The following is a 26,391-nucleotide window of genomic DNA, read 5'->3' on the forward strand; positions in this document are numbered from 1 at the left end:
AACGCAGTGAGTTTATCATAAAAATGCGCGAGGTTTGAACCGGGCGCGAAGCCCGGCTCAATTCTGCGCGGTGCTTACGGTTTTGCGTCTTCGCTGTCTGGCGCATCCAGCACCACTTCTTCCGGGCGCAGTACGCTTATCAGCTTAAAGATCAGGCTCAGACCGACACCGACAATGGTCGCCAGCGCCATGCCTTTCAGTTCGGCTGCGCCAATATGCACTTTCGCGCCGCTGACGCCGATAATCAGGATAACCGAGGTCAAAATCAGGTTTTGCGCTTTGCTGTAATCCACTTTGGATTCAATCAGCACGCGGATACCGGACGCGCCAATTACCCCGTACAGCAGCAGCGAAACGCCGCCCATCACCGGCACCGGGATTATCTGGATTGCCGCCGCCAGCTTACCGACGCAGGAGAGCAGAATGGCGATAATCGCCGCGCCGCCAATCACCCAGGTGCTGTAGACGCGGGTAATTGCCATCACGCCGATATTTTCACCGTAGGTGGTGTTCGGCGTGGAGCCAAAGAAACCGGAAATGATCGTCGACAGACCGTTAGCAAACATCGAGCGGTGCAGACCCGGATCGCGGATCAGATCTTTTTTGACAATGTTCGCTGTCACCACCAGGTGACCGATATGCTCGGCAATCACCACCAGTGCGGCGGGCAGAATGGTGAAGATCGCAAACCACTCAAAACGCGGAGTGTAGAAGGTCGGCAGCGCGAACCAGTGCGCCTGGGCAATCGGTGTGGTATCAACAACGCCCATTACGAAAGAGAGCGCATAACCGGCCAGCACGCCGATAAGGATCGGGATAATCGCCATAAAACCGCGAAACAGCACCGAGCCAAACACGGTTACAGCGAGGGTCACCAGCGAAATAATCACGGTTTTAGAATCGGCACTTTGCCCTTCTGCGGGCAGCAATCCGGCCATATTCGCCGCAACGCCTGCCAGCTCCAGACCGATAACGGCAACGATTGCGCCCATTGCCGCTGGCGGGAACATCACATTCAGCCAGCCAGTGCCTGCTTTTTGCACGATAAAAGAGACGATGCAGAACAGCACGCCACACATGATAAAACCACCGAGCGCCACTTCGTAGCCCAGCGGTAACAGCAACAATACCGGCGAAATAAAGGCAAAGCTGGAGCCGAGATAAGCCGGGATTTTCCCTTTGCAAATAAAGATATAGAGCAGTGTCCCGATACCGTTGAACAGCAGCACGGTGGCCGGGTTAATGTGAAACAGGATTGGCACCAGCACGGTTGCGCCAAACATGGCGAACAGGTGCTGCAAACTAAGCGGGATGGTCTGCAAAAGCGGCGGTCTTTCACTTACCCCGATAGCACGGCGCGTCATAGTGTTTTCCTCTGAGTGTTGTTGTTTGTCTCCCCGTCCAGGTTGGCGGGCAGTGTTATGAATCCAAAAAAAAGCCGACTATCAAAGTCGGCTTTCGATTTGTTATCAGTTATTTCGTACCAAAGATTTTGTCGCCGGCATCGCCGAGGCCAGGGATGATGTACCCGTGCTCGTTAAGGCCTTTGTCAATCGACGCGGTGTAGAGCTCCACGTCCGGGTGCGCTTTCTCCAGCGCGGCAACGCCTTCCGGCGCGGCGACCAGCACCAGTACCTTGATGCTGTGGCAGCCTGCGTTTTTCAGCAGGTCGATGGTAGCGATCATTGAACCACCGGTTGCCAGCATCGGGTCAACCACCAGCGCCATGCGCTCGTCGATATTGGACACCAGTTTCTGGAAGTACGGCACCGGCTCCAGGGTTTCTTCATTACGGTAGATGCCGACCACGCTGATACGCGCACTTGGGACGTGCTCCAGCACCCCTTCCATCATGCCCAGACCGGCACGCAGGATCGGCACAACGGTGATTTTTTTGCCTTTGATCTGTTCGATCTCCACCGGGCCGTTCCAGCCTTCGATGGTGACTTTTTCCGTTTCCAGATCCGCGGTGGCTTCATAGGTCAGCAGGCTGCCAACTTCCGAGGCGAGTTCACGAAAGCGTTTGGTGCTGATGTCGTTCTCTCGCATCAGGCCCAGCTTGTGTTTGACGAGTGGGTGTTTTACTTCCACGACCTTCATACTCTTCTCCTTCCCCTGACAGGTGGCAACCACAAAAAAAATCGCCGGATTATACCGCTTTTTTTCCGTTGCGCTATAGACAGACGCTTGATCGCGATCAATCAGACTGGAAAAGAGTATATCGTAAGAATCCTCCGCGCCCTGAAATAATGGACTCGCAAACGTTTGCCCTGACTGTTAGAATTGCGCCGAATTTTTTTTCTACCGCTAGAAAACGCGTGGGGACTGAAGCAGTGACCGATAAAACCTCTCTCAGCTATAAAGATGCCGGTGTTGATATCGACGCGGGCAATGCTCTGGTAGACCGAATCAAAGGCGTGGTGAAGAAGACCCGCCGTCCGGAAGTGATGGGCGGTCTGGGCGGCTTCGGCGCGCTGTGCGCATTGCCGCAAAAATATCGCGAGCCAGTACTGGTTTCCGGCACTGACGGCGTAGGCACAAAACTGCGTCTGGCAATGGATCTGAAACGCCACGACACCATCGGTATCGACCTGGTGGCAATGTGCGTCAACGATCTGGTGGTGCAAGGCGCTGAACCGCTGTTCTTCCTCGACTATTACGCAACCGGCAAGCTGGACGTGGATACCGCAGCCAGCGTGATTAACGGTATCGCCGAAGGGTGTCTGCAATCTGGCTGTGCGCTGGTTGGCGGTGAAACCGCGGAAATGCCGGGCATGTACCACGGCGACGATTACGACGTGGCCGGTTTCTGCGTGGGCGTGGTAGAAAAATCAGAAATCATCGATGGCAGCAAAGTGGCCGGCGGTGATGTGCTGGTGGCGCTGGCCTCCAGCGGCCCGCACTCCAACGGCTACTCGCTGGTGCGCAAAGTGCTCGAAGTGAGCGGCGCCGATCCGCTGACTACCCAGCTTGAAGGCAAAACGCTGGCCGATCATCTGCTCGAACCCACGCGTATCTACGTGAAATCCGTGCTTGAGCTGATTGAAAAAATTGATGTTCACGCCATCGCCCACCTGACCGGCGGCGGTTTCTGGGAGAACATTCCACGCGTATTGCCGGATAACACCCAGGCGGTGATTGATGAGTCCTCCTGGCAGTGGCCAGCGGTGTTCGACTGGCTGCAAAGCGCCGGTAACGTTAGCCGCCATGAAATGTACCGCACCTTCAACTGCGGCGTCGGCATGGTTATCGCCCTGCCTGCACAGGAAGCGGATAAAGCCATTGATTTGCTGAATGCCAAAGGTGAAAACGCATGGAAAATCGGTATCATCAAAGCATCCGATTCCAGTGAGCGTGTGGTTATTGAATGAAAAACATTGTGGTGCTGATTTCCGGTAATGGCAGTAATTTGCAGGCGATTATTGATGCCTGCAAACAGAAGAGAATCAACGGCACCCTGCGGGCAGTTTTCAGTAACAAGGCCGATGCATTCGGCCTTGAGCGTGCGCGGGAAGCGAATATTCCCGCCCATGCCCTGAGTGCAGATCAGTTTGCCAGCCGCGATGCGTTCGATCGTGAATTGATGCAGGAAATTGACGCCTACGCACCGGATCTGGTGGTGCTGGCGGGTTATATGCGCATCCTCAGCCCGGCGTTTGTTTCCCACTATGCCGGTCGCCTGTTGAATATCCACCCTTCCCTGTTACCGAAATATCCCGGTTTGCATACTCACCGCCAGGTGCTGGAAAACGGCGATGCGGTACACGGCACCAGCGTGCATTTTGTTACCGATGAACTGGATGGCGGCCCGGTGATTTTGCAGGCCAAAGTGCCGGTGTTTGAGGGGGATACGGAAGAGGATGTGACCGCGCGCGTGCAGGCGCAGGAACATGCTATTTACCCGCTGGTGGTGAGCTGGTTTGTTGAAGGTCGGCTGACCATGAAAGAGAACAGCGCCTGGCTTGATGGCGTCTGTTTACCGCCAGAAGGTTATGCGGCTGACGAATAATCGCTCTTTTCGCCGGACGGCGGCTGTGAACTGCGCCCGATCCGGCAAACAATCTTCCTTCACTACTCCGCAATATTTTCATCACGTTAGGCAATAAAACTGATTACTGTCATACTTTTTTGCCACAGTTGGACATCTTACGGCTAAGCTCGCCATAATAAGTTGTGTTATACGAAGGAACGCCAGCAACGTTCACCTGTAAGTCGGAGCACTGCCAGCGCGAGAAGGATTCGCCGTGCCCGAGAAAGAACCGGAGTGTAAACAGGAATGGGTCAGGAAAAGTTATATCTCGAAAAAGAACTAAGCTGGTTGTGCTTCAACGAACGCGTGCTCCAGGAAGCCGCAGACAAGAGTAACCCCCTTATCGAACGTATGCGTTTTTTGGGGATCTATTCCAATAACCTTGATGAATTCTACAAAGTTCGCTTCGCGGAACTTAAACGCCGGCTGCTCATCAGCGAAGAACAAGGCGTTGCCACCAATTCACGTCATCTGCTGGGGAAAATTCAGTCTCGCGTACTGAAAGCCGACCAGGAGTTTGACGGCCTGTATAACGACTTACTGCTGGAGATGGCGCGTAATCAAATCTTTCTGATTAACGAACGTCAGCTTTCGCAGAACCAACAAAGCTGGCTCAGGAGCTACTTCAAGCAGTATCTGCGCCAGCACATTACGCCGACGCTTATCAACCGTGAAACCAACCTGGTGCGCTTTTTAAAAGATGATTACACCTATCTGGCGGTGGAAATTATTCGTGGCGATGATATTCGCTACGCCCTGCTGGAAATCCCGTCGGATAAAGTCCCGCGTTTCGTCAACCTGCCGCCGGAAACCCCGCGCCGCCGCAAGCCGATGATCCTGCTGGATAACATTTTGCGCTACTGCCTGGATGATATCTTCAAAGGCTTCTTTGATTACGACACGCTGAACGCCTACTCGATGAAAATGACCCGTGACGCCGAATATGATCTGGTGCATGAGATGGAATCGAGCCTGATGGAGCTGATGTCGTCGAGCCTGAAACAGCGTCTGACCGCCGAACCGGTGCGTTTTGTTTACCAGCGCGACATGCCAGATGCGATGGTGGAAATGCTGCGCGAGAAGCTGACCATTTCCCGCTACGATTCCATCATTCCCGGTGGGCGTTACCACAACTTTAAAGACTTTATTAGCTTCCCGAACGTCGGCAAAGCCAATCTGGTCAACAAACCGCTGCCGCGCCTGCGCCACCTTTGGTTTGATAAATTCCGCAACGGGTTTGATGCCATTCGCGAACGCGATGTGCTGCTCTATTACCCCTACCACACGTTTGAGCACGTGCTGGAGCTGCTGCGCCAGGCGTCGTTCGACCCCAATGTGCTGGCAATCAAAATCAATATTTATCGCGTGGCGAAAGATTCGCGCATTATCGACTCGATGATCCATGCCGCGCACAACGGCAAAAAAGTCACCGTGGTGGTGGAGTTGCAGGCGCGTTTCGATGAAGAGGCCAATATTCACTGGGCCAAACGTCTGACAGAAGCGGGCGCACAGGTTATCTTCTCAGCGCCGGGGTTAAAAATTCACGCCAAGCTGTTCCTCATCTCCCGTATGGAAGGCGAGGAAATTGTGCGCTATGCCCATATTGGTACCGGCAACTTTAATGAGAAGACCGCGCGGACTTATACCGACTATTCGCTTCTGACCGCCGATGCGCGCATTACCAATGAAGTGCGCCGGGTGTTTAACTTTATTGAAAACCCCTATCGCCCGGTAAACTTCGATTACCTGCTGGTGTCGCCGCAAAACTCGCGCCGCCTGCTGTATGACATGATCGATGCGGAAATTGCCAATGCGCAGAACGGGCAGCCGTCCGGCATTACCCTGAAGCTGAATAACCTGGTGGATAAAGGGCTGGTGGATCGCCTGTATGCGGCGTCCAGTTCCGGCGTGCCGGTGAATTTGCTGGTGCGCGGCATGTGTTCGCTGATCCCGGATCTGGAAGGCATCAGTGAAAATATTCGCGTGATTAGCATCGTTGACCGCTATCTGGAGCACGATCGCATCTATATTTTTGAGAACGGCGGCGACAAGCGAGTCTGGCTCTCTTCCGCTGACTGGATGACGCGCAATATTGATTACCGTATCGAGGTGGCAGCGCCGTTGCTTGATCCGCGCCTTAAACAGCGCGTTCTGGATATCATCGAGCTGCTTTTCAGTGATACCGTGAAAGCCCGCTACATTGATAAAGAACTGAGCAATCGCTATGTGCCGCGCGGCAACCGCCGAAAAGTGCGTGCGCAATTGGCGATTTACGATTACATCAAATCACTCGAACAGCCCGACTAATCTATGCCGATACAAGAGAAGATGCCACGACCGGAGGAGTTCGCCGCGGTCGACCTGGGTTCCAATAGTTTCCACATGGTGATTGCCCGTGTGGTGGACGGCGCGATGCAGATCATCGGCCGCCTCAAGCAGCGCGTCCATCTGGCCGATGGGCTGGACAACAACAATATGCTGAGTGAAGAGGCGATCGAGCGCGGGCTGGCCTGCCTGTCGCTGTTCGCCGAGCGATTGCAGGGCTTTGACCCGTCAAGCGTTTGTATTGTCGGTACGCACACCCTGCGCCAGGCACTGAACGCCAGTGAGTTTCTCAAACGCGCGGAAAAAGTGATCCCCTACCCGATTGAAATAATTCCGGGCAATGAAGAAGCGCGCCTGATTTTTATGGGCGTGGAGCACACGCAGCCGGAAAAAGGCCGCAAGCTGGTGATTGATATCGGCGGCGGCTCGACGGAACTGGTGATCGGCGAAGATTTCGAGCCAAAACTGGTGGAAAGCCGCCGCATGGGCTGCGTCAGCTTCGCACAGTTGTATTTCGCGGGCGACACCATCAACGGCGAAAACTTCCGCCGCGCGCGCATGGCGGCGACGCAAAAACTGGAATCGCTGGCCTGGCAGTTCCGTATTCAGGGCTGGAACGTAGCGCTTGGCGCGTCCGGCAGTATCAAAGCGGTGCATGAAGTGCTGGTCGCCTCGGGTGAGAAAGACGGCATTATTACGCCTGAGCGTCTGGAATATCTGGTGGCGGAAGTATTGAAGTATAAAAGCTTCAGCGAAATCAGCCTGCCGGGGCTTTCCGAAGAGCGCAAAGCGGTGTTTGTGCCGGGGCTGGCTATTCTGTGCGGCGTGTTTGATGCGCTGGCGATCCGCGAGCTGCGTCTTTCCGACGGCGCACTGCGCGAAGGCGTGCTGTATGAAATGGAGGGCCGTTTCCGCCACCAGGACATTCGCAGCCGTACCGCGCAAAGCCTTGCCAGCCAGTACAACATTGACCGCGAGCAGGCGCGTCGCGTGCTGGAAACCACGACGCTTATGTACGATCAGTGGCAGGCGCAAAACCCTAAGCTGAGCAACCCGCAACTGGCGGCGCTACTCAAGTGGGCGGTGATGCTGCACGAAGTGGGGCTGAACATTAACCACAGCGGTATGCATCGCCATTCGGCCTATATACTGCAAAACAGCGACCTGCCCGGTTTTAACCAGGAGCAACAGCTGATGATGGCGACGCTGGTGCGCTGCCACCGTAAGGCTATCAAGCTTGATGAGATCCCGCGCTTTACGCTGTTTAAGAAGAAGCAGTTTTTGCCGCTGGTGCAAATCTTACGCCTCGGCGTGTTATTGAATAACCAGCGCCAGGCGACCACCACGCCGCCAACGCTGCGCCTGAAAACCGATGACAATCACTGGACGCTCAGTTTCCCCCATGACTGGTTCAGCCAGAACGCGCTGGTGTTGCTGGATCTGGAAAAAGAGCAGGAGTACTGGGAAGCGGTCACCGGTTGGCGTTTGAAAATCGAAGAAGAGCAATCCCCGGACGTGGCGGCCTGAGCCGCCAGCCCGTTATTTTTCCACCAGCGTGTCTAACAGCGCTGGCCTGCCAATCAGATAACCTTGCAGATAATCGATACCCAGCGCGATCGCCGCGCTGCGTACCTCTTCGCTTTCGACATACTCCGCCACCACCTGCATTTTCTTCATCCTCGCCAGATGGCAAATCGACGCCACAATCTGGTAATCGAGACTGTTAGCAACAATATTGCGGATAAAGCTGCCGTCAATTTTCAGCAGATCGGCACTCACCGTTTTCAGCCGCGCATAGCTGGCATAGCCGGTGCCAAAATCGTCAATCGCGACCCGGCAACCCATCTGTTGCAGTTGCGCCAGCGTGTGCGTGGCCTGCGGCAAATTCGGCATGAAATTGCTGTCGGTGATTTCAAAAATCACTTGCCAGGCTTCGATGGCATGCTTCTCCAGCAAGTGCCACACCTCCTGGGCGAATTGCGTACGGCAGACTGATGCCGGAGAGAGATTGATGGCGAAACGCTGGGCAGGCAGTGCCTCGCGGTGCCGGGCCATAAAGCGTAAGACATGCTCAATCACCCATAAATCAATGCGCGATGAGAGGCCGAATTCATACGCTAACGGGAGGAATTCATCCGGGCTGATACTGCCGCCATTCTCTTCGCGCATGCGCAGCAGGATTTCGTAGTAATCATCGCCGCGCACGCCGCAAACCCGTTGCGCCATCAGTACAAAATGATCCTGCTCCAGCGCCAGTTGCAGGCGGTTCATCATGTCCACTTTGCTTTTCAGGCCGCGTTGTAAGTTCGCCGCGCCGCGATTTTGTAGGTTTTCCGGGTGGTTAGTCGCCAGCGAAAGATCGGCAATGGTGCTCATCTCGCCCAGCAACATATAGAGGTGTTTTACCGGAGAACGTACATAGCAATAACTCAAGCCCACCTGCGGTTGCAGCGGCATTTCATCCCAGATAAAGCGGAACTGTTTGACGCGCGCGTCCAGCTCTTCAATACGCGTCTGGTGCGACTGGGTATTAAGTCGAATAACCAGGTCGTGGCCGGAAAGCTGATGCACATCTTCCTCAGGTGTTAACAGGGGCTTGAGCCAGTCCGCCATGCGCTGCTTGTACTGGATGCGCAGTAATACGCCGTAGTTGCGGCCCAATAATTCCAGCTCTGGTACGCGTAGAAAACAGAGCACAGACCAGGGAGTATTTGCCAGCGCACGGCTGAGCGCGCGCAGGTTGGGCATGTTGGTGACAGGATCAATATAGGCCAGCCGACGTGCGCGATCGTGTATCCGGCGCTGTCGGGTCGCCATTAATGCCATCGCCAGAATAATAAACGAGAACACCAGATAGCTTGAGGAGGCTATCGCCAGTTGAACATGCCAGGAGGGCGAAAACGGCAGGTAATGGTAATAAAAGTGAATAGAGATAATCAGTAACGGCGTCCAGATAAAGGACATAAAACGAAAGCCGAAACGCATCGAGCCCCACAGCATCACCGGCAGCAGCAGCGAAAGCGTGTAGTTGGTGCTGAAGATGGAGCTGTTCTCATTCAGCGGGCGCAGCAGGAGCAGCAAAATAGTGACGACAGTGCCCAGCCACAGTATCAACTCTACGCGCGTAACTTTGCGGTCAAACTCCCGGCGCAGTTGTGAAAACCATGAAATCACATAGCGTGGGTGATGGATAATGCGGATTAAAAGATAGCTAAACGGCACGCCGGTGATTGAGCCGACCAGCAGCGCCTGGTAGTTAATGAGCAATGGCACATTGTGCGTCAACTCGCTGCTTTCTCTTATCACCCGATCGCTCAGGTTCAGCCAGGCACCCAGTTCAAAGAGGATCAGGTAGAGTGAGGCCGGACAGAGTATTTGCCAAAAGACGCGTTGGGAAACCAGTCGCGTTGTCCCATAGGCAACCCGGTACCGGCGCGTAACAAAAATGCGATAACCCAGCCAGCTTAACAGCACAGGGATCAGCAGATGTATGCTTTCTAACACCACGGTCAGCGGCCCGGATGAGGCGTAATGGCAGACGAGCGCTATCACAATGCCCGGCAGCGCGGCCCAGCCATAAAACATCATCATGGCGATAAGTAACGCCATTGGCAGGTAATAAAGAATGACGTCTTGCCCGGAAATGACGGTGAATGTATTAGCCAGGCTGAATAATGGATACAAAATGGGCGTAACGATGAGCGGTAAAGCCCACCATCTGTCTTTATAAGCGTTGTAGGTTTTTATCAATGGCATAGGTGCTCGACAAACATAGCCAGATCCCGAAACGTTTTTCAGGCAGGCATCGGATCTGACTGCGCGGGGCACGATTAACGTGCCACTACGCGGGCGAAGCCAAAATTCTAGAGGTGAACAATATCTGAGAATTGACTTAGATCAAAAAACCTACGTCGACGCTTTTTTATTTTCCTGATTTTATCGGACACCGGTGTTTTTATTCATATTCTAAATATTTAATTAATCTTATATAAACCGCACTGATATTTTAATCCGTGCTTTTTTGCGGCAGGCTTAATTGATCTTAGGGAAAGAGTGTGCCTTAATGTCCAGGTCGCCCGTAAATCGGGTTTTCCTAAAGGAACCATTGTGAGTCAGGCACCCAGTATGCGAAAACGACATCGATTTGACAGTCGCATGACCCGTATCGTACTTCTTATCAGCTTCCTCTTTTTCTTCGGCCGTTTCGTCTATTCCTCTATTGGTGCCTGGTATCATCACCAGGAAAAAACCCAGTTGCAGCCTGTCAGCCAGACTATCGACCCCACTTCACAACGCTAAGATTTCATTCGATTTTTATACACGTGAAAAAGCGTGGATTTTTGCATGTCTTACGTGCGGCTTTGCGCACCTTAAATATTTAAGGCTGAAATTGGCGCAGAAACTCATCGGCGTGCTGTGATTTGGCCTCAAGGTTAAAGCGTTTCAGGACGATGTCGTCCATCGGACTGAAAGACGGTCGCACATAGATCCCCCGTCTGGATAACCCTGTTGCGTTAAGAGCCTTGATCACATGAGCATCACGCAATCCATGACCTACAATAACCACGTTGCGATCGACCACGCTTTGCTCAATTAGTGCATAAAATTCATGATCATCAATGACATCACCAAGCTCGCTCGACGTCAGCTTGAGGCTGGACAGGTCGGAAATCGTACCGCTCATTTTAATAATGGTGAGCTTATCCTTTTCTGCCGGCTTCGGTTGTGTTGGCGTTGTCACGACATAAGGAATACCGCTTGTCAGACAAGCCATTTCAAATAATTCGTCATAGTTGGTAGTGATAATAGTTTTAAACTTTTTCACCGCTTCGAAGTGTGCTTCGGTAGGCAAGACTCGCTGGGGCGTGTCTAATAACGCTTTGATCGCTTCCAGAAGAGCATCGTGTCCCCACAGGCTTTCGTAATAACCTGCAACTTCATCAAAGGAGTAGCGAGTGAAGACCTCACTGGCAGTAATCTCAGGCCAAAGACGTGCCGCAAGGCTACTGATAATTAAGTTAGCGGTTGGATAACCCGCAGAAACCGAAAGCCCTGCCCCCGCGATTAATACCCATCGATCATTGGCTTGTACATGAATCGCGTCTTTCGCCACCGCAACCGTCCCTTGCTGTGCGGTTAGCTGGGCGTCACGTCGTCGTAACAGCTCTTTCGATGCGCTTTCCATAAGCACTTCTGTCACTGCACGAGCGACCTTATCGGCGAGATCGGTCGCCAGCTCAAATTCACCGCGAAAATGGCCCTTATCCCATCCAGCCACTTCATTACGAAAATCGTCGCGCAACTTTTCGGCTTCAGCACCATATTCCAGCCGTTTCATAAAAGGCAGTACAGGGATATTGAGTTTGCGTGCTGCGTCATATTCAAGATGAGTAACAGATTTGTTTTGCTCACCACCATATCCGCTATTGGGTACCCAGCCGTAGCTCTCCCCCAGAATCAAAACAAAAAGATGGCAGCCCTGGAGTTTCGGGTCGATAACCTCCCAGCTGGTGCCGCCATCAGGACTAAAAGCTTCAGCATAAACGGGTTCCAGCCCGAGGAACGTTAACCGGTCAATAACTTGTTGCCGCTCGTTACGCAGATCTTTCATCGTGCTGCTAATGAACACACGCAGTTTGTTGGTCATTCATTGCCTCGTTAATTTTATGTCTTCCTGCCTGATATGGCCGAATCATCCGGCAAATCAATTAATAACACCAACAAATTTATCTCAGGCATCGAGTAAATCATGGCCTTTCGCCGTTACTTCTGCGCTACGCGCGCCAGCCACGCAATAAGCATTCTGCGGACGGGATTAGGTCAAAAGGCGGGTCGTCATCTGTAACCCCCAGATATGACACATGACTTTATCAAAAATATGAATGCCACCACCGCCAGGTGTATAGTCAGCCAATCATCGCCGTTAAAAAATGCTCTTTTTAACAAGGAACCTGGATGAACATTTTCGATTTGGATAAAGATGCTTTGCTAAAGCTAACCGATGTGCAGCTTGAAGAACTGATCGCGCGTCTGGCGGAAGCAGAATTAGCATCTGTCGGAGAAAGCCCTGCACAGGTTTTTTGGGGAGGCTCAATTACTGCGCCAGACGATGGAATTGATGTTGCGGTACATGTTACTAACAACGAGTTCAAATCGGGTTTTATCGTCAGGCCACATACCGTCTTTCAAGCCAAAAAGCATTCGATGAAAGCGTCATCCATCAAAAATGAAATGCGCCCCAAAGGAACGTTATCACCCGCAATATCCCGACTCGCCGCATGCGGTGGAGGCTACATCATCGTAAGTCTTGAAGATGATTGCTCTCCACCTATGAGAGGAACCCGCCTTCAGGCGATGCGTAAAGTGGTGGAAGATGATCCCAACCAGCATAATCTTCATATAGATTTCTTTGACCGCTCGAAGCTACATCAGTGGTTGCGGCAACATCCCGCAGTGCTGTTATGGGTGCGTAGCGTGCTGGGGTTGAGCCACTCTGGCTGGAGGCCATTCGAAAAATGGAGTAATCCTCCCGCCGGCTCTGACGATACATTAATTCTCGCGCCAGGCGTTTCAGTCATCATGCCTTCGGGTACCAAACTCGAACTTAGAGATGCCATCGCACAAATTCGCGAGCTCGTCCGATCGACCAGCAAAGCAATCCGTATCGCAGGGTTATCCGGTGTAGGAAAAACACGGATAGTCCAGTCACTGTTCGAAGAGGGGTTGGGAACAGATGCGCTCGACAGAACTGTCGCGGTTTATGCAGATGTCGGTGAAGGACCGTCACCTTCGGCGAGGGCTATGCTGGACACGCTTTTGACTGAAAACAGGCGCGCCATTATGGTGCTCGATAACTGTCCTTCTGACCTTCACTCTCAGCTTGCTTCATATTTGGTCTCACAGGGATCACAGATTTCCTTGATTACTGTCGAATATGACATTAGAGATGATAAACCTCAGCAGACTGACGTGATTCATATCGAAGCAGCACATGCTGGTATGGCTGAAGCGCTACTACTGCGCCGCTTTACGAAAATAGGCCAGGCGAATGCAAAAAGAATAGCGGCTTTCGCGGAGGGAAATGCCAGAATCTCTCTTGCTGTGGCCGAAAGAGTTGAGGCAGGAGAATCGCTCGCTCGCCTTTCGGATAACCAGTTGTTTGATCGCTTGTTTGAACAAAGAAACCAACCTGATGAAAATCTGCGAGCCAACGCAGAAGTGCTTTCACTCATCTATTCGTTTTCCAGTGATCCCTCCAAAACAGATAGTGATGAATTAGAGGTTCTCGCCTCTCTGTGTGAGATCTCACGAATTCAGTTATTCCGTTCCGTTGGCAAGCTTATGGAACGGCACATTGTCCAGAAACGCGCACATTGGCGAGCGATTCTTCCTCATGCAATAGCCAACAAACTGGCCAGTGGGGCGCTGGATAACATACCGCCTGAAACGTTACGCACCACTTTCGAAGCTACGGGACGAGAAAGACTACTTATGTCGTTTGCTCACCGACTGAGTTATTTGCATGAACATCCTGTGGCGCAAAAACTTGCCGAAGAATGGCTTAGTACAAAAGGCTTCCTCTATAACCTTTTCAAACTTGATGATCGAGAACTTCGTATTCTTGAATACATTGCTCCCGTAGTACCCGATGCGGTTCTTAAAAGGATTGATGAGGAAATAAATTCTGAAGCATTTTGCGGCATTAAACCGGCCTACAATCCATGCAGACTGACAATACTCAATCTGCTTAAATCCATCGCTTACGAACCAGATGCATTTGATAAATGTGTTTCTCTTCTTCTCAGAATGGCTGATTTCGAGGATGAATCGAATAACTTCAACTCATCTCATAACGAAATAGTTATCTTTTTCCAACCTTATTTATCCGGTACACACGCTTCGCTGAGCCAGCGGATAACCATTGTTCAGGACACATTGTCATCGGAGAACCCCAAAAGACGATCTCTCGGTTTACGGATGCTTTCTGCCGCATTAGATGGGCCACCATGGCATGGGGCCGGAATATATGATTTCGGCGCACATCCGCGAGATTTTGGTTATGAACCGAGCAGTGATGAGTTAGTGAATTGGCGGCACCAGTTTATCGATCTCGTTGTCACCATCGGGCTCAATAGCAATATTGAACTGGCAAATAGCGCGAGGTCTGTTTTTGCTAAAAAGTTTCGATCGTTATGGTTTCACCAGGCAATCCAGAAGAAATTAGTCGAAGCAGCAAGAGCCTTAAATAGCAGCCAAACGTGGATTGAAGGGTGGAATGCAGTGCGTTCAATTATCCACTTTGACTATAAAAATAAGCAGAGCGATGGGCGCGCACTGCAACTTCCAGCCGATTTAGTTGCGCTTGAAGCCGAACTGGCTCCAGCCGAACTTATGGATGACGTGAAAACATATGTTCTGGGAGATGGACATGCTCATTGGGTATTAGAAGAACAGTTAGATGGCAATGCCGGGGAAAAGCTGCGCCTCTCAGAAAAGTTGTTAGCAGCAAAAGCTGAAGAAATTGGTGAAGCTTACGCACACTCCGGTAAACCTTTATCAATGCTGGGCGCAGACCTATTTTCAATGACGAAGTGGATGCCATATCGGGAAGCTTTTGGTAAGGGCTTAGCGAAAGCCTGCCATGATCCCCTGGAGACCTGGGCGGAATTGGTTCAATTACTGCGTATTTTTGACTACTCTCATTTTAACTTCAGCGTATTGAGCGGGTTCATCGGGCAAATAAACAATATGAATCGCCCGTTGGCGCAGGCAATACTCGATCAGTGTCTGGAAAACAGCCAATTGCGGGCTGTTCTGGTCGGACTGCAACCGGAAGACGATTTTGATAATAAAGATTTCGAACGATGTATGCGGGCATTGGATCAGGACGATGTCAGCGGCTGGTTGTATGAAAAGATGCTCTGGAGAGAAACGTATTCACTCGCGAAAGCGCAAATAATTAAGCTTGCCGCGCGATTGCTTGAAAAGGATTTAGGGGCAAGCATCGTTTTAGATGGGCTCGCGATGAAACTTTATAATACGAACCCGCAAATGGATGTCCTTGGGCCAGAATTACGCCGCATTGGCTTATTAGCCGCAACTAAGCGTTTACAGCAGGAAGGACGAGATCAAGATCACAACATCGAAATAGTCATTAAAGCAGCACTCGCCTTCAAGGGTAATAAAAAAGAAAAGACTGCCTGGCTTGATGGCGTTTTCTCTTATATAGACCAACATTACGGCTACGTGCATGACTTCGAAGATGCCTTCCGGACAACAGCAGCAAAAATGCCGGAAGAATTCTTGCAACGGATATTCTCTGGCAACGAGAAGTCATCCCATACAAGAAAACATTTTCTTCAAAAAGAAACGAGGGAAAGGCTGCCTCTGGCAGCAATAGATGTAGAGGTCCTTATTAATTGGTGCCAAAAACAACAGATACCTGAAGTCTGGCAAGTCATAGCCAGCGGCATTTCTTTATGGGTAAAAGTACCAGATGAGGACGATCTGTCATTAAACCCAAAAGCGTTGCGTTTCCTGGAGAAAGCCCCGGACGCAGAGCAAATTTTACAAGTATATGCACAACAAATTGGCCCTATGTCATGGTCTGGCTCTCGCACTGAAATAATGCAAGCGCGGGTACAAATCTTCAAAATCTTAACAGGGCATAGTGATGAACGAATTGCCAAAGCAGCAGCTAAAGTCATGCCGACGATTTTACAATGGATAGAACATGAGCACGATCAAGAAAGAAAACGTGATGATGAAAATGAACTGAGATTCGAATAATGCAGGGACACCACAGCTACACATGCATTGTTAGGATGGCAAAAAGCCCGTGATTAAGCGGGCTAAATGTTGCTATGAATTGAAGGTCCTCTATAACCTTTCAGCCATATGATGTGCAGGAATACGGCTTTGATGCAGTACAGCCATAACCGTAATCCCTTCATAGGTAGAAACGTAATAGATCATATGGCTGACACAAGGAAAGCTGTGAACGCCCGCGCCCAGTTCAGCTTCTCTCTTTTGTCCCATAGCAGGCATTTCCGCCAACTTTTCGAGCGTCTGGCGCAAACGAACCAAATAATTACGCGACTGTTGCGCGCCGAAATTTTTTAGCGTGTAGCTGCGAATCTCTCGCAGGTCGCGCTGCGCCTCCTCCGTGAGTGTGTATGCCGCCATTTATTCTTTATCCGCATCCAGCAGTTGAGAGAAAAATGCATCGCCATCAACGATGTTACCGATGGTCATATCGTTACGGGCACGCTGAATCTTCGCCTGCAAAAAATGAAGTTTCATCGCTTCAATTTCTTGATAGTCCTCAGCAGATACAACCACAGCCACGGGTTTACCATTGCGGCTGATTTGGACCGGCTCACGCTGCACTTTTAGCAGCATGTCACCAAACTGGGTTTTCGCTTCGTTGGCTGTCAGGGAATACATAGAGTCGTCCTTTTCGCATGAATCGTTCGATTCGTCCATTATAGTTATCGCGCGTTAAATCGCCATTTATTAAATCAGCTCCGTCCCTAAGCCTTTAATAGCACCTCAACAAAAGCCGCAAACTGGCGGGCTTTGGCTGTTGCCATGCGCCCGGCGGGAAAAACGGCCCACAAATCAATATTGGGTAGCGTCCAGTCCGTGACTAACCGCTCAACCGTGCCCGCAGCAATCTCTTGTAAAAACATCCAGTCTGAAGCAAGGGTAATTCCCATATTTGCCAATACCGCCGCCCGGACGCCTTCCGCTGCGCTTAAATGAAGCCGGCCTCTGAGCACGACATTTTCCACTTCATCACCCCGACTGAACTGCCACGTATCATTGACCTGGCTGAAAACCAGCGCCTCATGCTGGCTAAGCTCGCTGGGGTGTTCTGGATAACCGAAACGGGATAAATACTCCCCCGTTGCCAGCACAGAACGTCGTGAGGTTGCCAGTTTACGAGCCACGGCACCTGAATCCTGAAGAGTTCCCATGCGCAGGCAGATATCCACACCTTCGGCAATCAGATCGATTGGACGATCGTCGAGCCTGATATCCACCTTAAGCTGTGGGTGCTGCTTCATAAATTGCGTCAGATAAGGAATGACGTGTAACCTGGCAAAGGTGGGTGGCGCTGCGACTCTCAGGATCCCCGACAGCCCCTTATCTGTGTTTCGTGCGGCGATTTCCGCCTCTTCCGCCTGCTGTAAGGCGATCCTTACGCGCTCATAGAAACGCTGACCCGCTTCCGTTGGCGTCAGCCCATGCGTTGTACGCAGTAACAACCGCACATCAAGGTGCTTTTCCAGTTGTGCGATGGTCTTTGACACGGCTGGCTGACCGATATTGAGAATACGCGCCGCTGCGGAAAACGAGCCTGCATCAACCACCTGAACAAACATCTGCATCGCCTGAAAGCGGTCCATCTTATTCCTCCCGGGAATAGCCATTATGGCTTTTAGCTGTCTGCCATTACCCCCGGACATTAGCAGATACTCCAACTCAACGACAGCGGGCAGGCATTGCCCCTCCCGTTGCAAAACCGAATGCCTTAGCCGAACCCTGATAACCCAAAAGGAAAATGATAATGTCCCGTTTCGAAAATTACCGTCACAGCTTTAACAACGCGCGCCTCACCCGCTCCACCAGCGGCGTGCTTGAAGTTACGCTCCATACAGAAGGCGGCGCTTTGCTGTTTAATGGCCACACCCACGAAGAATTTGTCGACCTGTTTCACCAAATCGGTGCCGACCCGGATAACCGCGTGGTTATCCTGACTGGCGCAGGTGACGCCTTTATGGAGAACATCAGCCCCGAAGGTTTCGATTTCTTCACGCCGCGCGGCTACGACAAAATTTATCGCGAAGGCAAAAAGGTGCTGATGAACCTGCTGGATATTGAAGTGCCTGTGATATCGGCACTCAACGGCCCGGTCCGTCTGCATTCAGAATACGTTTTATTGTCTGACATCGTGCTGGCAACGCCTGATACGGTCTTTCAGGACAAGCCTCATTTCGAATTCGGCATCGTGCCGGGAGACGGCGTTAATCTCTTGTGGCCGGAAGTCATCGGCAGCGTGCGCGGCCGTTATTTTCTGCTGACGCGTCAGGAGCTGGATGCTGCAACCGCTAAAGAGTGGGGTGTGGTGAATGAAATCCTGCCGCGCGACACGTTACTGGCGCGCGCCCATGAGCTGGCAGAATCCCTCGCCGCGTTGCCACCGCTGACGAGCCGTTACACACGCATCGCGCTTACGCAAAAACTTCGACGCATTATTGATGAAGGCGCCGGTTACGGTCTGGCGCTGGAAGGCATTAGTGCTGCGGATGTCGCGTTGCAGGCGGCCACTGTGGCTTAATCTGTCTCTCAACAATGGCTACCTGGCCGGCGCGGTGAACGGTGCCGGTTTTTATCGTTGCGTATGCTGGAGGAGTAGATGAATAAGCAAAGAACATTTCTTATTACCGGAGCCAGTAAAGGCATTGGATTTGCCTTATCTGAACGTCTGGCCGCCGCCGGGCATCAGGTCATCGGTATTGCCCGCCACGCGCCGGAACAGGGTTATCCGGGGCACTTTGTTACGCTCGACCTTGCCGATACCCCGGCGGTACAGCAAAAACTGCGCGACATCAACGCAGAGTTCACCGTAGATGGGGTGATCAATAATGTGGGTCTGGTACGCCCGCAGTGGTTGCCAGAGGTCACGACAGACGCGCTTGACGAGGTAATGCGTGTTAACCTGCATCCTGCGCTGCTGGCGGCTCAGGCGGCATTACCGGGTATGCAAACCCGTGGATGGGGCCGGATAGTCAACATTGCCAGCCTGACTGTGCTCGGCGTGCCTCAGCGTACTTCATACGCGGCAGCAAAAGCGGCTTTAGTGAGCTTTACCCGCAGTTGGGCACTGGAGCTGGCTACGCAGGGGATCACGGTGAATGCGGTGGCGCCGGGGCCAACAGAAACCGAACTGTTTCGGGCCAGCAATGCCCCCGGCAGCGAAAGCGAGCAGCGCTACCTTGCCAGCGTGCCGATGAAACGCTTCGGAAAACCGCAAGAAATTGCCGCCGCCATTCAGTTCTTGCTCAGTGAGGACGCGGGATTTATTACCGGTCAGACACTTTACGTTGATGGCGGAGCGTCAGTCGGGGTCTCACAGATTTAAAACTTCTGCTGAGGCCCGCGAAAGTTGGCCTCAGCAAATATCCCTTGGTCGTATGGCGTATTAAAAAAGGGCACATCATCGATTTTCGAAATAGCCAGAACAGGCGCTATTCATTGCCCCATTCATTCAGAAAGGTCGCAATCTCGTCAATACGACGCGCATCGATGCCCGCTTCAGTAGCCATCTCTTTCTGCGCATCCTCACTGATTTCTTCGTTATTCATTAAGCGGGTGATCAGCAGTTGAAAGTAGTGCGCCAGAGCGTCACGTTCCGGTTCGCTCACCGGCGTTGCTGTTTCCGTCGAGTACTCATCGACGATGTCATAAAATTTAAGCGGTACGTCTTTGCTCATACGTTGTCCTCAAAAAGGCGCTGGTCGGTTCGAATAATTTTAGACCTTGAGCAGTTTCACCGTCGCATCAATGTCTATCTCATCTTCCGAGAAGATTAACGTCGTTCCCTGAAAGGTGGTGATCGCCAGCTTTTTCAGCGAGCGCATTTCACCAGGCTTAGCGGCGGATTTCGGCCGGATACTGCTCATCAGTACTCCCACCGACAGCACCGCATTTTCTTTATCAATGCGCGTTTCGGCAGGCACTTCTTCGCTATACACCAGGTAAGACTTAATCGACGTGAGCTTCAGGCGCTCGCCTGCGATATAGATGTATTTGCTTTCCGGTACAACTTTTACAGCGTACGCGGACAAGCCTTTGTTATTCGTGGTGGGTTCGAAGGTCACCGCCGCGTCTTTTTTAATCAGTTCCGGGTTGGCGACCTTAATCACGTGAAAATAGCGGTTTTCGCCATTTTCATCTTTGATAAATCCAAAGCCTTTATCTTGAAACCAGGTTGTGATCGTTCCGTTCATCGCCATTACCGCCTGTTTAATCGTTTATCTACTCAGTTTTTGCAGCGCGCAGTGTAAAGCACAATACCCGTGCAGACCATGCCTTTGGGTGTTACCACATCAAATCATCAGGCACTTTGAAATCGGCATACGGATCGTCTTCATCCTGCGCTTCCTGACTAAGCGCACTGTTTAGCACAATACTGTTCGCATCGCGCTGCGCGATTTTATCGGCCACGCTCGCCGGAATAATGGCGTATTCACTCTCGCCACGGTTATTAATATCCAGACGCGCAATGGCGAGACGCCCGTTAATGAGCTGCGCCTGAGTCAGCTTATCGACGGAGATTTTTTTGATGAGGTTATTGTCTGTGAAGTTGAAACTGATATCGCCTCTTGCAATAACAATTCTGTTCATTTCAATAAGTTGCTTCACCTGCGCTTTATATTCCTTAGACAACGCAGCCTGTTTTTGCTGCTCGCTGAGCTGCTTATCGCGCTCAAGCTGCGCTTTTTTATTCTCTTCCACCGCTTCTCTTGCCTCACGCGCCTGAACGCGTGATTTTTTAGCCGTTCGCTGGACCTTAGCCATTTTTTTGCTGGTCACTAACCCGGCTTGTAGCATCTGCTCTTGTAAAGTGAGTTTTGTCATCGTCGTTTCTGAACCCTTTGGGAAATTTCCGGGATTATAGCGTTAATTCACCGCAGGGTGTCTGAACGACGCGCAACAGATCAGAATTTGCCTTAAAATATGGTTGTACTGTACAACTTTATTCGAAGGTAAAAGTCAATGAACACCGAATCACAACGTATTGAAGATATCCGCGTTGCTTCACGGCTGATGGTGCGCGAACTCGGTTTTATGAACAACACGCTGGCAGCTACCGACTTTTCCCCTTCCGGTGTACACACGTTACTGGAAATTGAGCATCGGGGTTCCATGACAGCGGCGCAGTTAGTGCAGGTCTTAGGGCTTGAGAAATCCAGCGTCAGCCGTATGTTAGCCAAACTCGTCAGCGCCGGTGAGCTGGAAGAAACGCCATCGGGTGAAGATGCGCGGATCAAGCCGCTCAGCCTGACTGCTCAGGGCAGAGACACAGTGGCACGAATTAATCATTACGCTAACGCACGCGTCATCTCTGCGCTTGAAAAAATGCTGCCTTATCAACAGCAGGTCGTCTCACAAGGGCTTACTTTTTATGCCAATGCCCTGCACGCTTGTCGGAAAGGCAGCGATCTCAGCAGGCAGAGCAACCTGCAAATCGTCACCGGATATCACGCGGGAATGATTGGCCGCATCACTGAAATGCACGGAAGTTATTACGCCCGTGAACATCATTTCGGCAGCTTTTTTGAAGGGAAAGTGGCCTCGGGCCTGGCGGATTTTTCCAGCCGTCTGGATAAGGCGTGTAATCAAATCTGGCTGGCTATGCTTGACGGGCGCATTGTCGGCTCTGTCGCCATTGACGGTGAAGACCTCGGAAACAATGAGGCGCATTTACGCTGGTTTATCCTCGATGACGGTTGTCGTGGCAGCGGAGCGGGTAGAAAGCTGATGGCCGAAGCGATGCAATTTTGCGCTGACAGGCAGTTTTCAGCCGTTCAGCTATGGACGTTCAATAAACTGGTGGCAGCAAGGCGGTTGTACGAATCCTTCGGTTTTGAACTGGCTAAAGAGTGGCAAGGCGATCAGTGGGGGATTAGCATTACCGAGCAGCAGTTTACCCGCACGCTCAGGTAATCGCCCCCGATCGCCTGGAGCCACATTGTCGTGTTACGGCTGACATAAAAATTTGCACCCTTTCATGTCAGCCTTTTTGTTCAAAGACCAGGCTGGGTTTTTGCCGCGTGATGCCCATCGGGACGGATTCGGAACCAGATGGCATACATGGCAGGCAGGAACACCAGCGTAATAATCGTCCCACCAAATGTCCCACCAATCAGGGTATAAGCCAGCGTCCCCCAGAACACCGAATGTGTGAGCGGGATAAAGGCCAGAATAGCCGCCATCGCGGTGAGCAGCACCGGCCTGGATCGCTGAACCGTGGCCTCAATTACCGCATGAAATGGCTCAAGCCCTTGCTGCTCATTATGGTGAATCTGCCCGATAAGGATCAGCGTGTTACGCATCAGGATCCCTGACAAGGCAATCAAACCCACCAGCGCATTGATACCAAACGGTTGATTGAAGAGCAGCAACGTTGGCACCACCCCGACCAGCCCCAACGGCGCCGTCATAAACACCATCACCATCGCCGACATGGAACGCACCTGAAGGATAATGATCAGTAGCGTCACGGCAATCATTATCGGGAATAACGGCACCATTGCTTTGGTGGCTTTCCCTGACTCCTCAATCGAACCCGCCTGCTCAATACGGTATCCCTCCGGTAACGTCGTAATGATGGACTGAAGTTGCTGCATAATCGCAGTGGACACATCCGGCGGCTGGAGAGATTCAGCGATATCGCCCCGCACGGTAATGGTTGGCGTACGGTCACGACGACGCAGAACAGGATCCTCCATGCGAACTTCAACCTCACCCACCTGCGAAAGGGGAATGCGCTGCCCCGTGGAACCGACCAGCGAAAAGCCCGCTATTTTTGCCGGATCGAGCCTGATTTTCCCGGCAGCACGCCCCATAACCTGTACCGAACGAATATCTTCTCGCACAGCGGTGATCGGGATGCCCGAGAGCAGGAACTGAAGCTGCTGTGCAACGGCGTTTGATGTCAGCCCTACCGCCTGCAAGCGATCCTGATTGAGGGTGAAATGCAGTGTCGGCACCCGCGATCCCCAGTCAGTATTGACCGTTCGCATCAGCGGGCTGGCCTGCATCAGCGTTTTCACTTTCTCCGCAATGTCACGCAATACGGTCGGATCCGGCCCCGTCACACGGAACGCAACCGGATAAGGCGAAAACGGGCCAAACACCAGTTGTGTCACGCGAACACGCGCCTCGGGCGCCAGGCCGTCGGCCACCGCCTGGCGAAAGCGAAACTTGAGCGCCTCACGCGCTTGCGGGTTGTCCGTCAGGATAACAATTTTCGCAAAAGAGGGATCGGGCAACTCGGGCGCCATCGCCAGGTAAAAACGTGGTGCCCCCTGGCCGATATAAGAGGTCACGATGGTGGCTTCTTTCTGGTCCTTCAACCACGCTTCGAGCTTCGTCACGGCGGCGCGGGTTTGTTCAATGGAGGTGCCATACGGCATCTGGACTTCCACAAGGACTTCCGGGCGGTCAGACGTCGGGAAAAACTGTTTTTTCACTACAGACATGCCGAGAATGGCGACGGTGAATAACGCGATGACAGAAGCGGCGACCAGCCATTTGCGCGCGATAACCTGCGTCAACAACTGACGAAAACGGTTGTAGCGTCGGGTGTTGTAGATAGCATCGTGCCCCCCTGCAACCGTTTTGATCGCGGGCAGCATTTTCACGCCAAGGTAAGGCGTAAACACCACCGCCACCACCCAGGAAGCAATCAAGGCGATCCCCACAATCCAGAACATATTGCTGGTGTACTCACCTGCCGTGGACTGCGCAAAACCGTTGGGCATGAAGCCGACGGCCGTCACCAGCGTACCGGCCAGCATAGGCGCGGCGGTGTGGCTCCAGGCATAGGCTGAGGCTTTAATTCGGTCGTAGCCCTCCTCCATTTTCACCACCATCATTTCAATGGCAATGATGGCGTCATCCACCAGCAAACCGAGCGCCAGGATAAGCGAGCCCAGGGTAATGCGGTCGAAGTTTTTGCCGGAAGCTTCCATCACCACAAAGACAACCGCCAGCGTCAGTGGTACAGCAGCAGCCACCACCACCCCAACACGCCAGCCCATACTGAGAAAGCAGACCACCATCACCACAAGCAGTGCCACAAAAAACTTGATCATGAATTCGTCTACGGCGGAACTGATGTTAACTGACTGATCGGTGACTTTGGTAAATGTCATGCCGAGCGGCATGTCCGCGTTGATTTTGGCGGCTTCCTTATCCAGGGCTTTACCCAGCTCCAGACCATTCCAGCCATCGCGCATCACGATACCCAGCAGGAGCGCAGGTTCGCCCTGATTGCGAACCTGGAAGGTAGCCGGATCCTCATAACCGCGCTCGACTGTCGCCACATCAGAAAGCTTCAGGGTTCTTCCCTGCGCCACCACCGGCGTTTCACGAATTTTCTCGAGCTTATCAAACGCACCATCCAGACGGATAAACACCTGCGGCCCGCGGGTATCGATTGAACCGGCAGGCGTCAGCACATTCTGGCTGTTCAGCGCCGAGAAAATATCCTGCGGAGAGATGCCAAGCGTTGCCAGGCGATCGTGGGAGAACGAGACAAATATCCGCTCAGCCTGTTCACCGATAATGTTGACCTTTTTCACGCCCGGCACGTGGAGAAGACGCTGGCGTAACGACTCGGCATCCCGAACCAGTAACCGTTGCGGCTCTCCTTTTGCTTTCAGTGCAAAAAGGGCAAAGGTGACATCGGAGTATTCATCGTTGACCATCGGGCCGATAACGCCTGCCGGCAGGTTGTTGGCCTCGTCATTAAGCTTTTTGCGCGCCTGATAAAACTCCTCCTGCACCTGCGAGGGCGGCGTACTGTCCATTAAAGAGAGCATGGTAAAAGCCAGCCCGGCACGCGTGTAGGTCTCTGTACGGTCGTACCACTTGAGTTCCTGGAGGCGTTTTTCCAGCGGTTCAGCCACCTGGTCCTGCATCTCCTGAGCGGTCGCACCAGGCCAGGCAGAAATAATCGTCATCTGCTTGACCGTAAAGGGCGGGTCTTCAGCGCGCCCCAGTTCAAAGAACGAGAGAATACCGGCGACGGTGATAAGGATAATAAGAAACAGGGTGATTGAACGCTCGCGTACGGCGAGAGCCGAGAGATTAAAACGCCCGCGACTCATGGGCGGCTCCCGGCGACACCAGCATTGCGCTGTTTAGCCAGCCGGATAACTTCACCGTCATGCAGCAGATGCGCGCCCAGCGCCACCACCTGTTCGCCGGGTTTAAGGCTACCGGTTACGCTTGCCGCATCGTCCCCCAGGCCAACCACCTGAATGGGCCGCCATGTCACTTTGGCGGGTTTGCCTGAAATGCCCCACACCCCTGGCCCTTTACCCGCGTCATACACGGCCGCCAAAGGCACCTGCAACATCGTTTGAGATAACTTATTTTCCGCAATATGGATGGTGACAGTGGATCCCAGCGGTGCGCCTGATAGTTGACCTTCGAGTACGTACCGCGCCTCGAAAGTGCGCGTCAACGGGTCGGCTGCATTAGAGAGCAACCGCAGTTTCGCCGGAACGGGCTGTTTATCGCTGCCGTACAGCGCGGCCTGCGCCTCGCTCCCCACAGTTGGCCGCAGCGTTTCTGGCAACTGAACGACAGCTTCGCGCTGCCCCGCTCTGGCGAGCCGGATAACAGGCTGCCCGGCACTGACAACCTGACCGGGCTCCGCCAGCGTATCCATCACCACCCCGTCGGCATCGGCTGCCAGCACCGCGTAGCTCATGGCGTTTTGCGCCACATTCGCCTGCGCCAGGGCGGCACTGAGTTCAGCCCTGGCGGTATCCGCAGCAGCTTTTATCTGATCGTAAGCGGATGCCGATACCGCACCTGTCTTGACCAGACCGCGATAGCGCGCTTCATCATCCGCTGTCTGTCGGGCGCGTGCTTTTGCGGCGGCGACCGCCTGCTGCTGAGCCTGAGCCTGCAAGCTCAGATCAACAGGATCCAGACGCATCAACGGCTGACCCCGTTTCACGGTCTGACCGGTATCAACGAGACGCTCAAGGATTTTGCCTTGCACCCTGAAACCCAGATCGCTCTGAATTCGTGCCACAACAACCCCGGTAAAGGCACGGGAGAAATCGGTCGCGCTAACCACCGTTGCAGACCTGACCAGCGGGGGCTGGCTACGTGGATCGTCGCTATCGGAAGCCTCACCGCAGGCCACAAGTGCAAACGGCAACAGGCAAACAGCAAAGGTGACAGGTTTTAGCCCGATCATGGGTTCCCTTATTCAATAAACAGGA

At 52.6% G+C, this 26,391-nt stretch carries 21 protein-coding genes; 9 read left to right on the top strand and 12 right to left on the bottom strand.

Annotated elements, in window-relative coordinates:
• Positions 1-74 precede the first annotated feature (74 nt).
• Both uraA and upp read right to left on the bottom strand, forming a co-directional pair.
• Positions 75-1,364: a uracil permease gene (gene uraA, locus Q5705_14935; GenBank protein WLI75875.1), complete on the bottom strand. Its 1,290-nt coding sequence runs from the start codon at positions 1,362-1,364 to the stop codon at positions 75-77.
• Between the two features lie 109 nt (positions 1,365-1,473).
• Positions 1,474-2,100, bottom strand: coding sequence for a uracil phosphoribosyltransferase (upp, locus tag Q5705_14940; protein WLI75876.1), 627 nt, complete (start codon positions 2,098-2,100; stop codon positions 1,474-1,476).
• 233 nt (positions 2,101-2,333) lie between these two features.
• On the opposite strand from upp, the gene purM reads away from it, so the two are divergent.
• The 4 genes from purM to ppx all read left to right on the top strand — a co-directional run bounded on the left by purM (position 2,334) and on the right by ppx (position 7,882).
• On the top strand, positions 2,334-3,371 hold the full coding sequence (gene purM / locus Q5705_14945) for a phosphoribosylformylglycinamidine cyclo-ligase (protein ID WLI75877.1): 1,038 nt from the start codon (positions 2,334-2,336) through the stop codon (positions 3,369-3,371).
• A complete protein-coding gene (gene purN / locus Q5705_14950) occupies positions 3,368-4,009 on the top strand; it encodes a phosphoribosylglycinamide formyltransferase (GenBank protein WLI75878.1) in 642 nt (213 codons plus the stop codon). The genes purM and purN overlap by 4 nt, the downstream gene beginning before the upstream one ends.
• 267 nt (positions 4,010-4,276) lie before the next feature.
• The gene (gene ppk1 / locus Q5705_14955) at positions 4,277-6,337 is read left to right on the top strand and encodes a polyphosphate kinase 1 (GenBank protein WLI75879.1); all 2,061 of its coding nucleotides are present in this window, start codon (positions 4,277-4,279) and stop codon (positions 6,335-6,337) included.
• A 3-nt stretch (positions 6,338-6,340) separates the two neighbouring features.
• On the top strand, positions 6,341-7,882 hold the full coding sequence (gene ppx, locus Q5705_14960) for an exopolyphosphatase (protein WLI75880.1): 1,542 nt from the start codon (positions 6,341-6,343) through the stop codon (positions 7,880-7,882).
• A gap of 12 nt (positions 7,883-7,894) precedes the next feature.
• On the opposite strand, the gene Q5705_14965 is transcribed toward ppx, so the two are convergent.
• Entirely contained in the window at positions 7,895-10,111 is a 2,217-nt protein-coding gene (locus Q5705_14965; protein WLI75881.1) for an EAL domain-containing protein, read from the bottom strand.
• Positions 10,112-10,462: 351 nt separating this feature from the next.
• Here Q5705_14965 and Q5705_14970 point away from each other — a divergent pair, with 351 nt between their 5' ends.
• Positions 10,463-10,654 (top strand): YfgG family protein, encoded by a 192-nt coding sequence (locus Q5705_14970; GenBank protein ID WLI75882.1) that lies wholly within the window; start codon positions 10,463-10,465, stop codon positions 10,652-10,654.
• Between the two features lie 79 nt (positions 10,655-10,733).
• On the opposite strand, the gene Q5705_14975 is transcribed toward Q5705_14970, so the two are convergent.
• A complete protein-coding gene (locus Q5705_14975; protein WLI75883.1) occupies positions 10,734-12,002 on the bottom strand; it encodes a DUF4062 domain-containing protein in 1,269 nt (422 codons plus the stop codon).
• A gap of 308 nt (positions 12,003-12,310) precedes the next feature.
• Between Q5705_14975 and Q5705_14980 the strand changes: the two genes are divergently transcribed.
• Positions 12,311-16,144: a hypothetical protein gene (locus Q5705_14980; protein WLI75884.1), complete on the top strand. Its 3,834-nt coding sequence runs from the start codon at positions 12,311-12,313 to the stop codon at positions 16,142-16,144.
• A gap of 90 nt (positions 16,145-16,234) precedes the next feature.
• Here Q5705_14980 and Q5705_14985 read toward each other — a convergent pair whose 3' ends face one another.
• The 3 genes from Q5705_14985 to Q5705_14995 form a co-directional block, all read right to left on the bottom strand.
• A complete protein-coding gene (locus tag Q5705_14985; protein ID WLI75885.1) occupies positions 16,235-16,540 on the bottom strand; it encodes a type II toxin-antitoxin system RelE/ParE family toxin in 306 nt (101 codons plus the stop codon).
• Positions 16,541-16,801: a type II toxin-antitoxin system Phd/YefM family antitoxin gene (locus Q5705_14990; GenBank protein ID WLI75886.1), complete on the bottom strand. Its 261-nt coding sequence runs from the start codon at positions 16,799-16,801 to the stop codon at positions 16,541-16,543.
• An 86-nt stretch (positions 16,802-16,887) separates the two neighbouring features.
• Positions 16,888-17,766 (bottom strand): LysR substrate-binding domain-containing protein, encoded by an 879-nt coding sequence (locus Q5705_14995; GenBank protein ID WLI75887.1) that lies wholly within the window; start codon positions 17,764-17,766, stop codon positions 16,888-16,890.
• A 161-nt stretch (positions 17,767-17,927) separates the two neighbouring features.
• Here Q5705_14995 and Q5705_15000 point away from each other — a divergent pair, with 161 nt between their 5' ends.
• Together Q5705_15000 and Q5705_15005 are read left to right on the top strand one after the other, a co-directional pair.
• Complete coding sequence (locus tag Q5705_15000; protein ID WLI75888.1) at positions 17,928-18,698, top strand: enoyl-CoA hydratase/isomerase family protein; 771 nt, start codon at positions 17,928-17,930, stop codon at positions 18,696-18,698.
• A gap of 78 nt (positions 18,699-18,776) precedes the next feature.
• A complete protein-coding gene (locus Q5705_15005) occupies positions 18,777-19,502 on the top strand; it encodes an SDR family oxidoreductase (protein WLI75889.1) in 726 nt (241 codons plus the stop codon).
• Between the two features lie 106 nt (positions 19,503-19,608).
• On the opposite strand, the gene Q5705_15010 is transcribed toward Q5705_15005, so the two are convergent.
• The 3 genes from Q5705_15010 to Q5705_15020 all read right to left on the bottom strand — a co-directional run bounded on the left by Q5705_15010 (position 19,609) and on the right by Q5705_15020 (position 21,001).
• Positions 19,609-19,854: a YmjA family protein gene (locus Q5705_15010; GenBank protein ID WLI75890.1), complete on the bottom strand. Its 246-nt coding sequence runs from the start codon at positions 19,852-19,854 to the stop codon at positions 19,609-19,611.
• Positions 19,855-19,893: 39 nt separating this feature from the next.
• A complete protein-coding gene (locus Q5705_15015) occupies positions 19,894-20,376 on the bottom strand; it encodes a cold shock domain-containing protein (protein WLI75891.1) in 483 nt (160 codons plus the stop codon).
• Between the two features lie 85 nt (positions 20,377-20,461).
• The gene (locus tag Q5705_15020; protein ID WLI75892.1) at positions 20,462-21,001 is read right to left on the bottom strand and encodes a DUF2058 domain-containing protein; all 540 of its coding nucleotides are present in this window, start codon (positions 20,999-21,001) and stop codon (positions 20,462-20,464) included.
• Positions 21,002-21,139: 138 nt separating this feature from the next.
• Between Q5705_15020 and Q5705_15025 the strand changes: the two genes are divergently transcribed.
• Positions 21,140-22,090: a helix-turn-helix domain-containing GNAT family N-acetyltransferase gene (locus Q5705_15025; GenBank protein ID WLI75893.1), complete on the top strand. Its 951-nt coding sequence runs from the start codon at positions 21,140-21,142 to the stop codon at positions 22,088-22,090.
• A gap of 80 nt (positions 22,091-22,170) precedes the next feature.
• Here Q5705_15025 and Q5705_15030 read toward each other — a convergent pair whose 3' ends face one another.
• Together Q5705_15030 and Q5705_15035 are read right to left on the bottom strand one after the other, a co-directional pair.
• Positions 22,171-25,260, bottom strand: coding sequence for an efflux RND transporter permease subunit (locus Q5705_15030; GenBank protein ID WLI75894.1), 3,090 nt, complete (start codon positions 25,258-25,260; stop codon positions 22,171-22,173).
• The gene (locus Q5705_15035) at positions 25,257-26,366 is read right to left on the bottom strand and encodes an efflux RND transporter periplasmic adaptor subunit (GenBank protein WLI75895.1); all 1,110 of its coding nucleotides are present in this window, start codon (positions 26,364-26,366) and stop codon (positions 25,257-25,259) included. Before Q5705_15035 ends, Q5705_15030 begins: the two co-directional genes overlap by 4 nt.
• Positions 26,367-26,391 lie beyond the last annotated feature (25 nt).

This window comes from Kosakonia sp. H02 (assembly GCA_030704225.1).
Taxonomy (GTDB): Bacteria; Pseudomonadota; Gammaproteobacteria; order Enterobacterales; family Enterobacteriaceae; genus Kosakonia.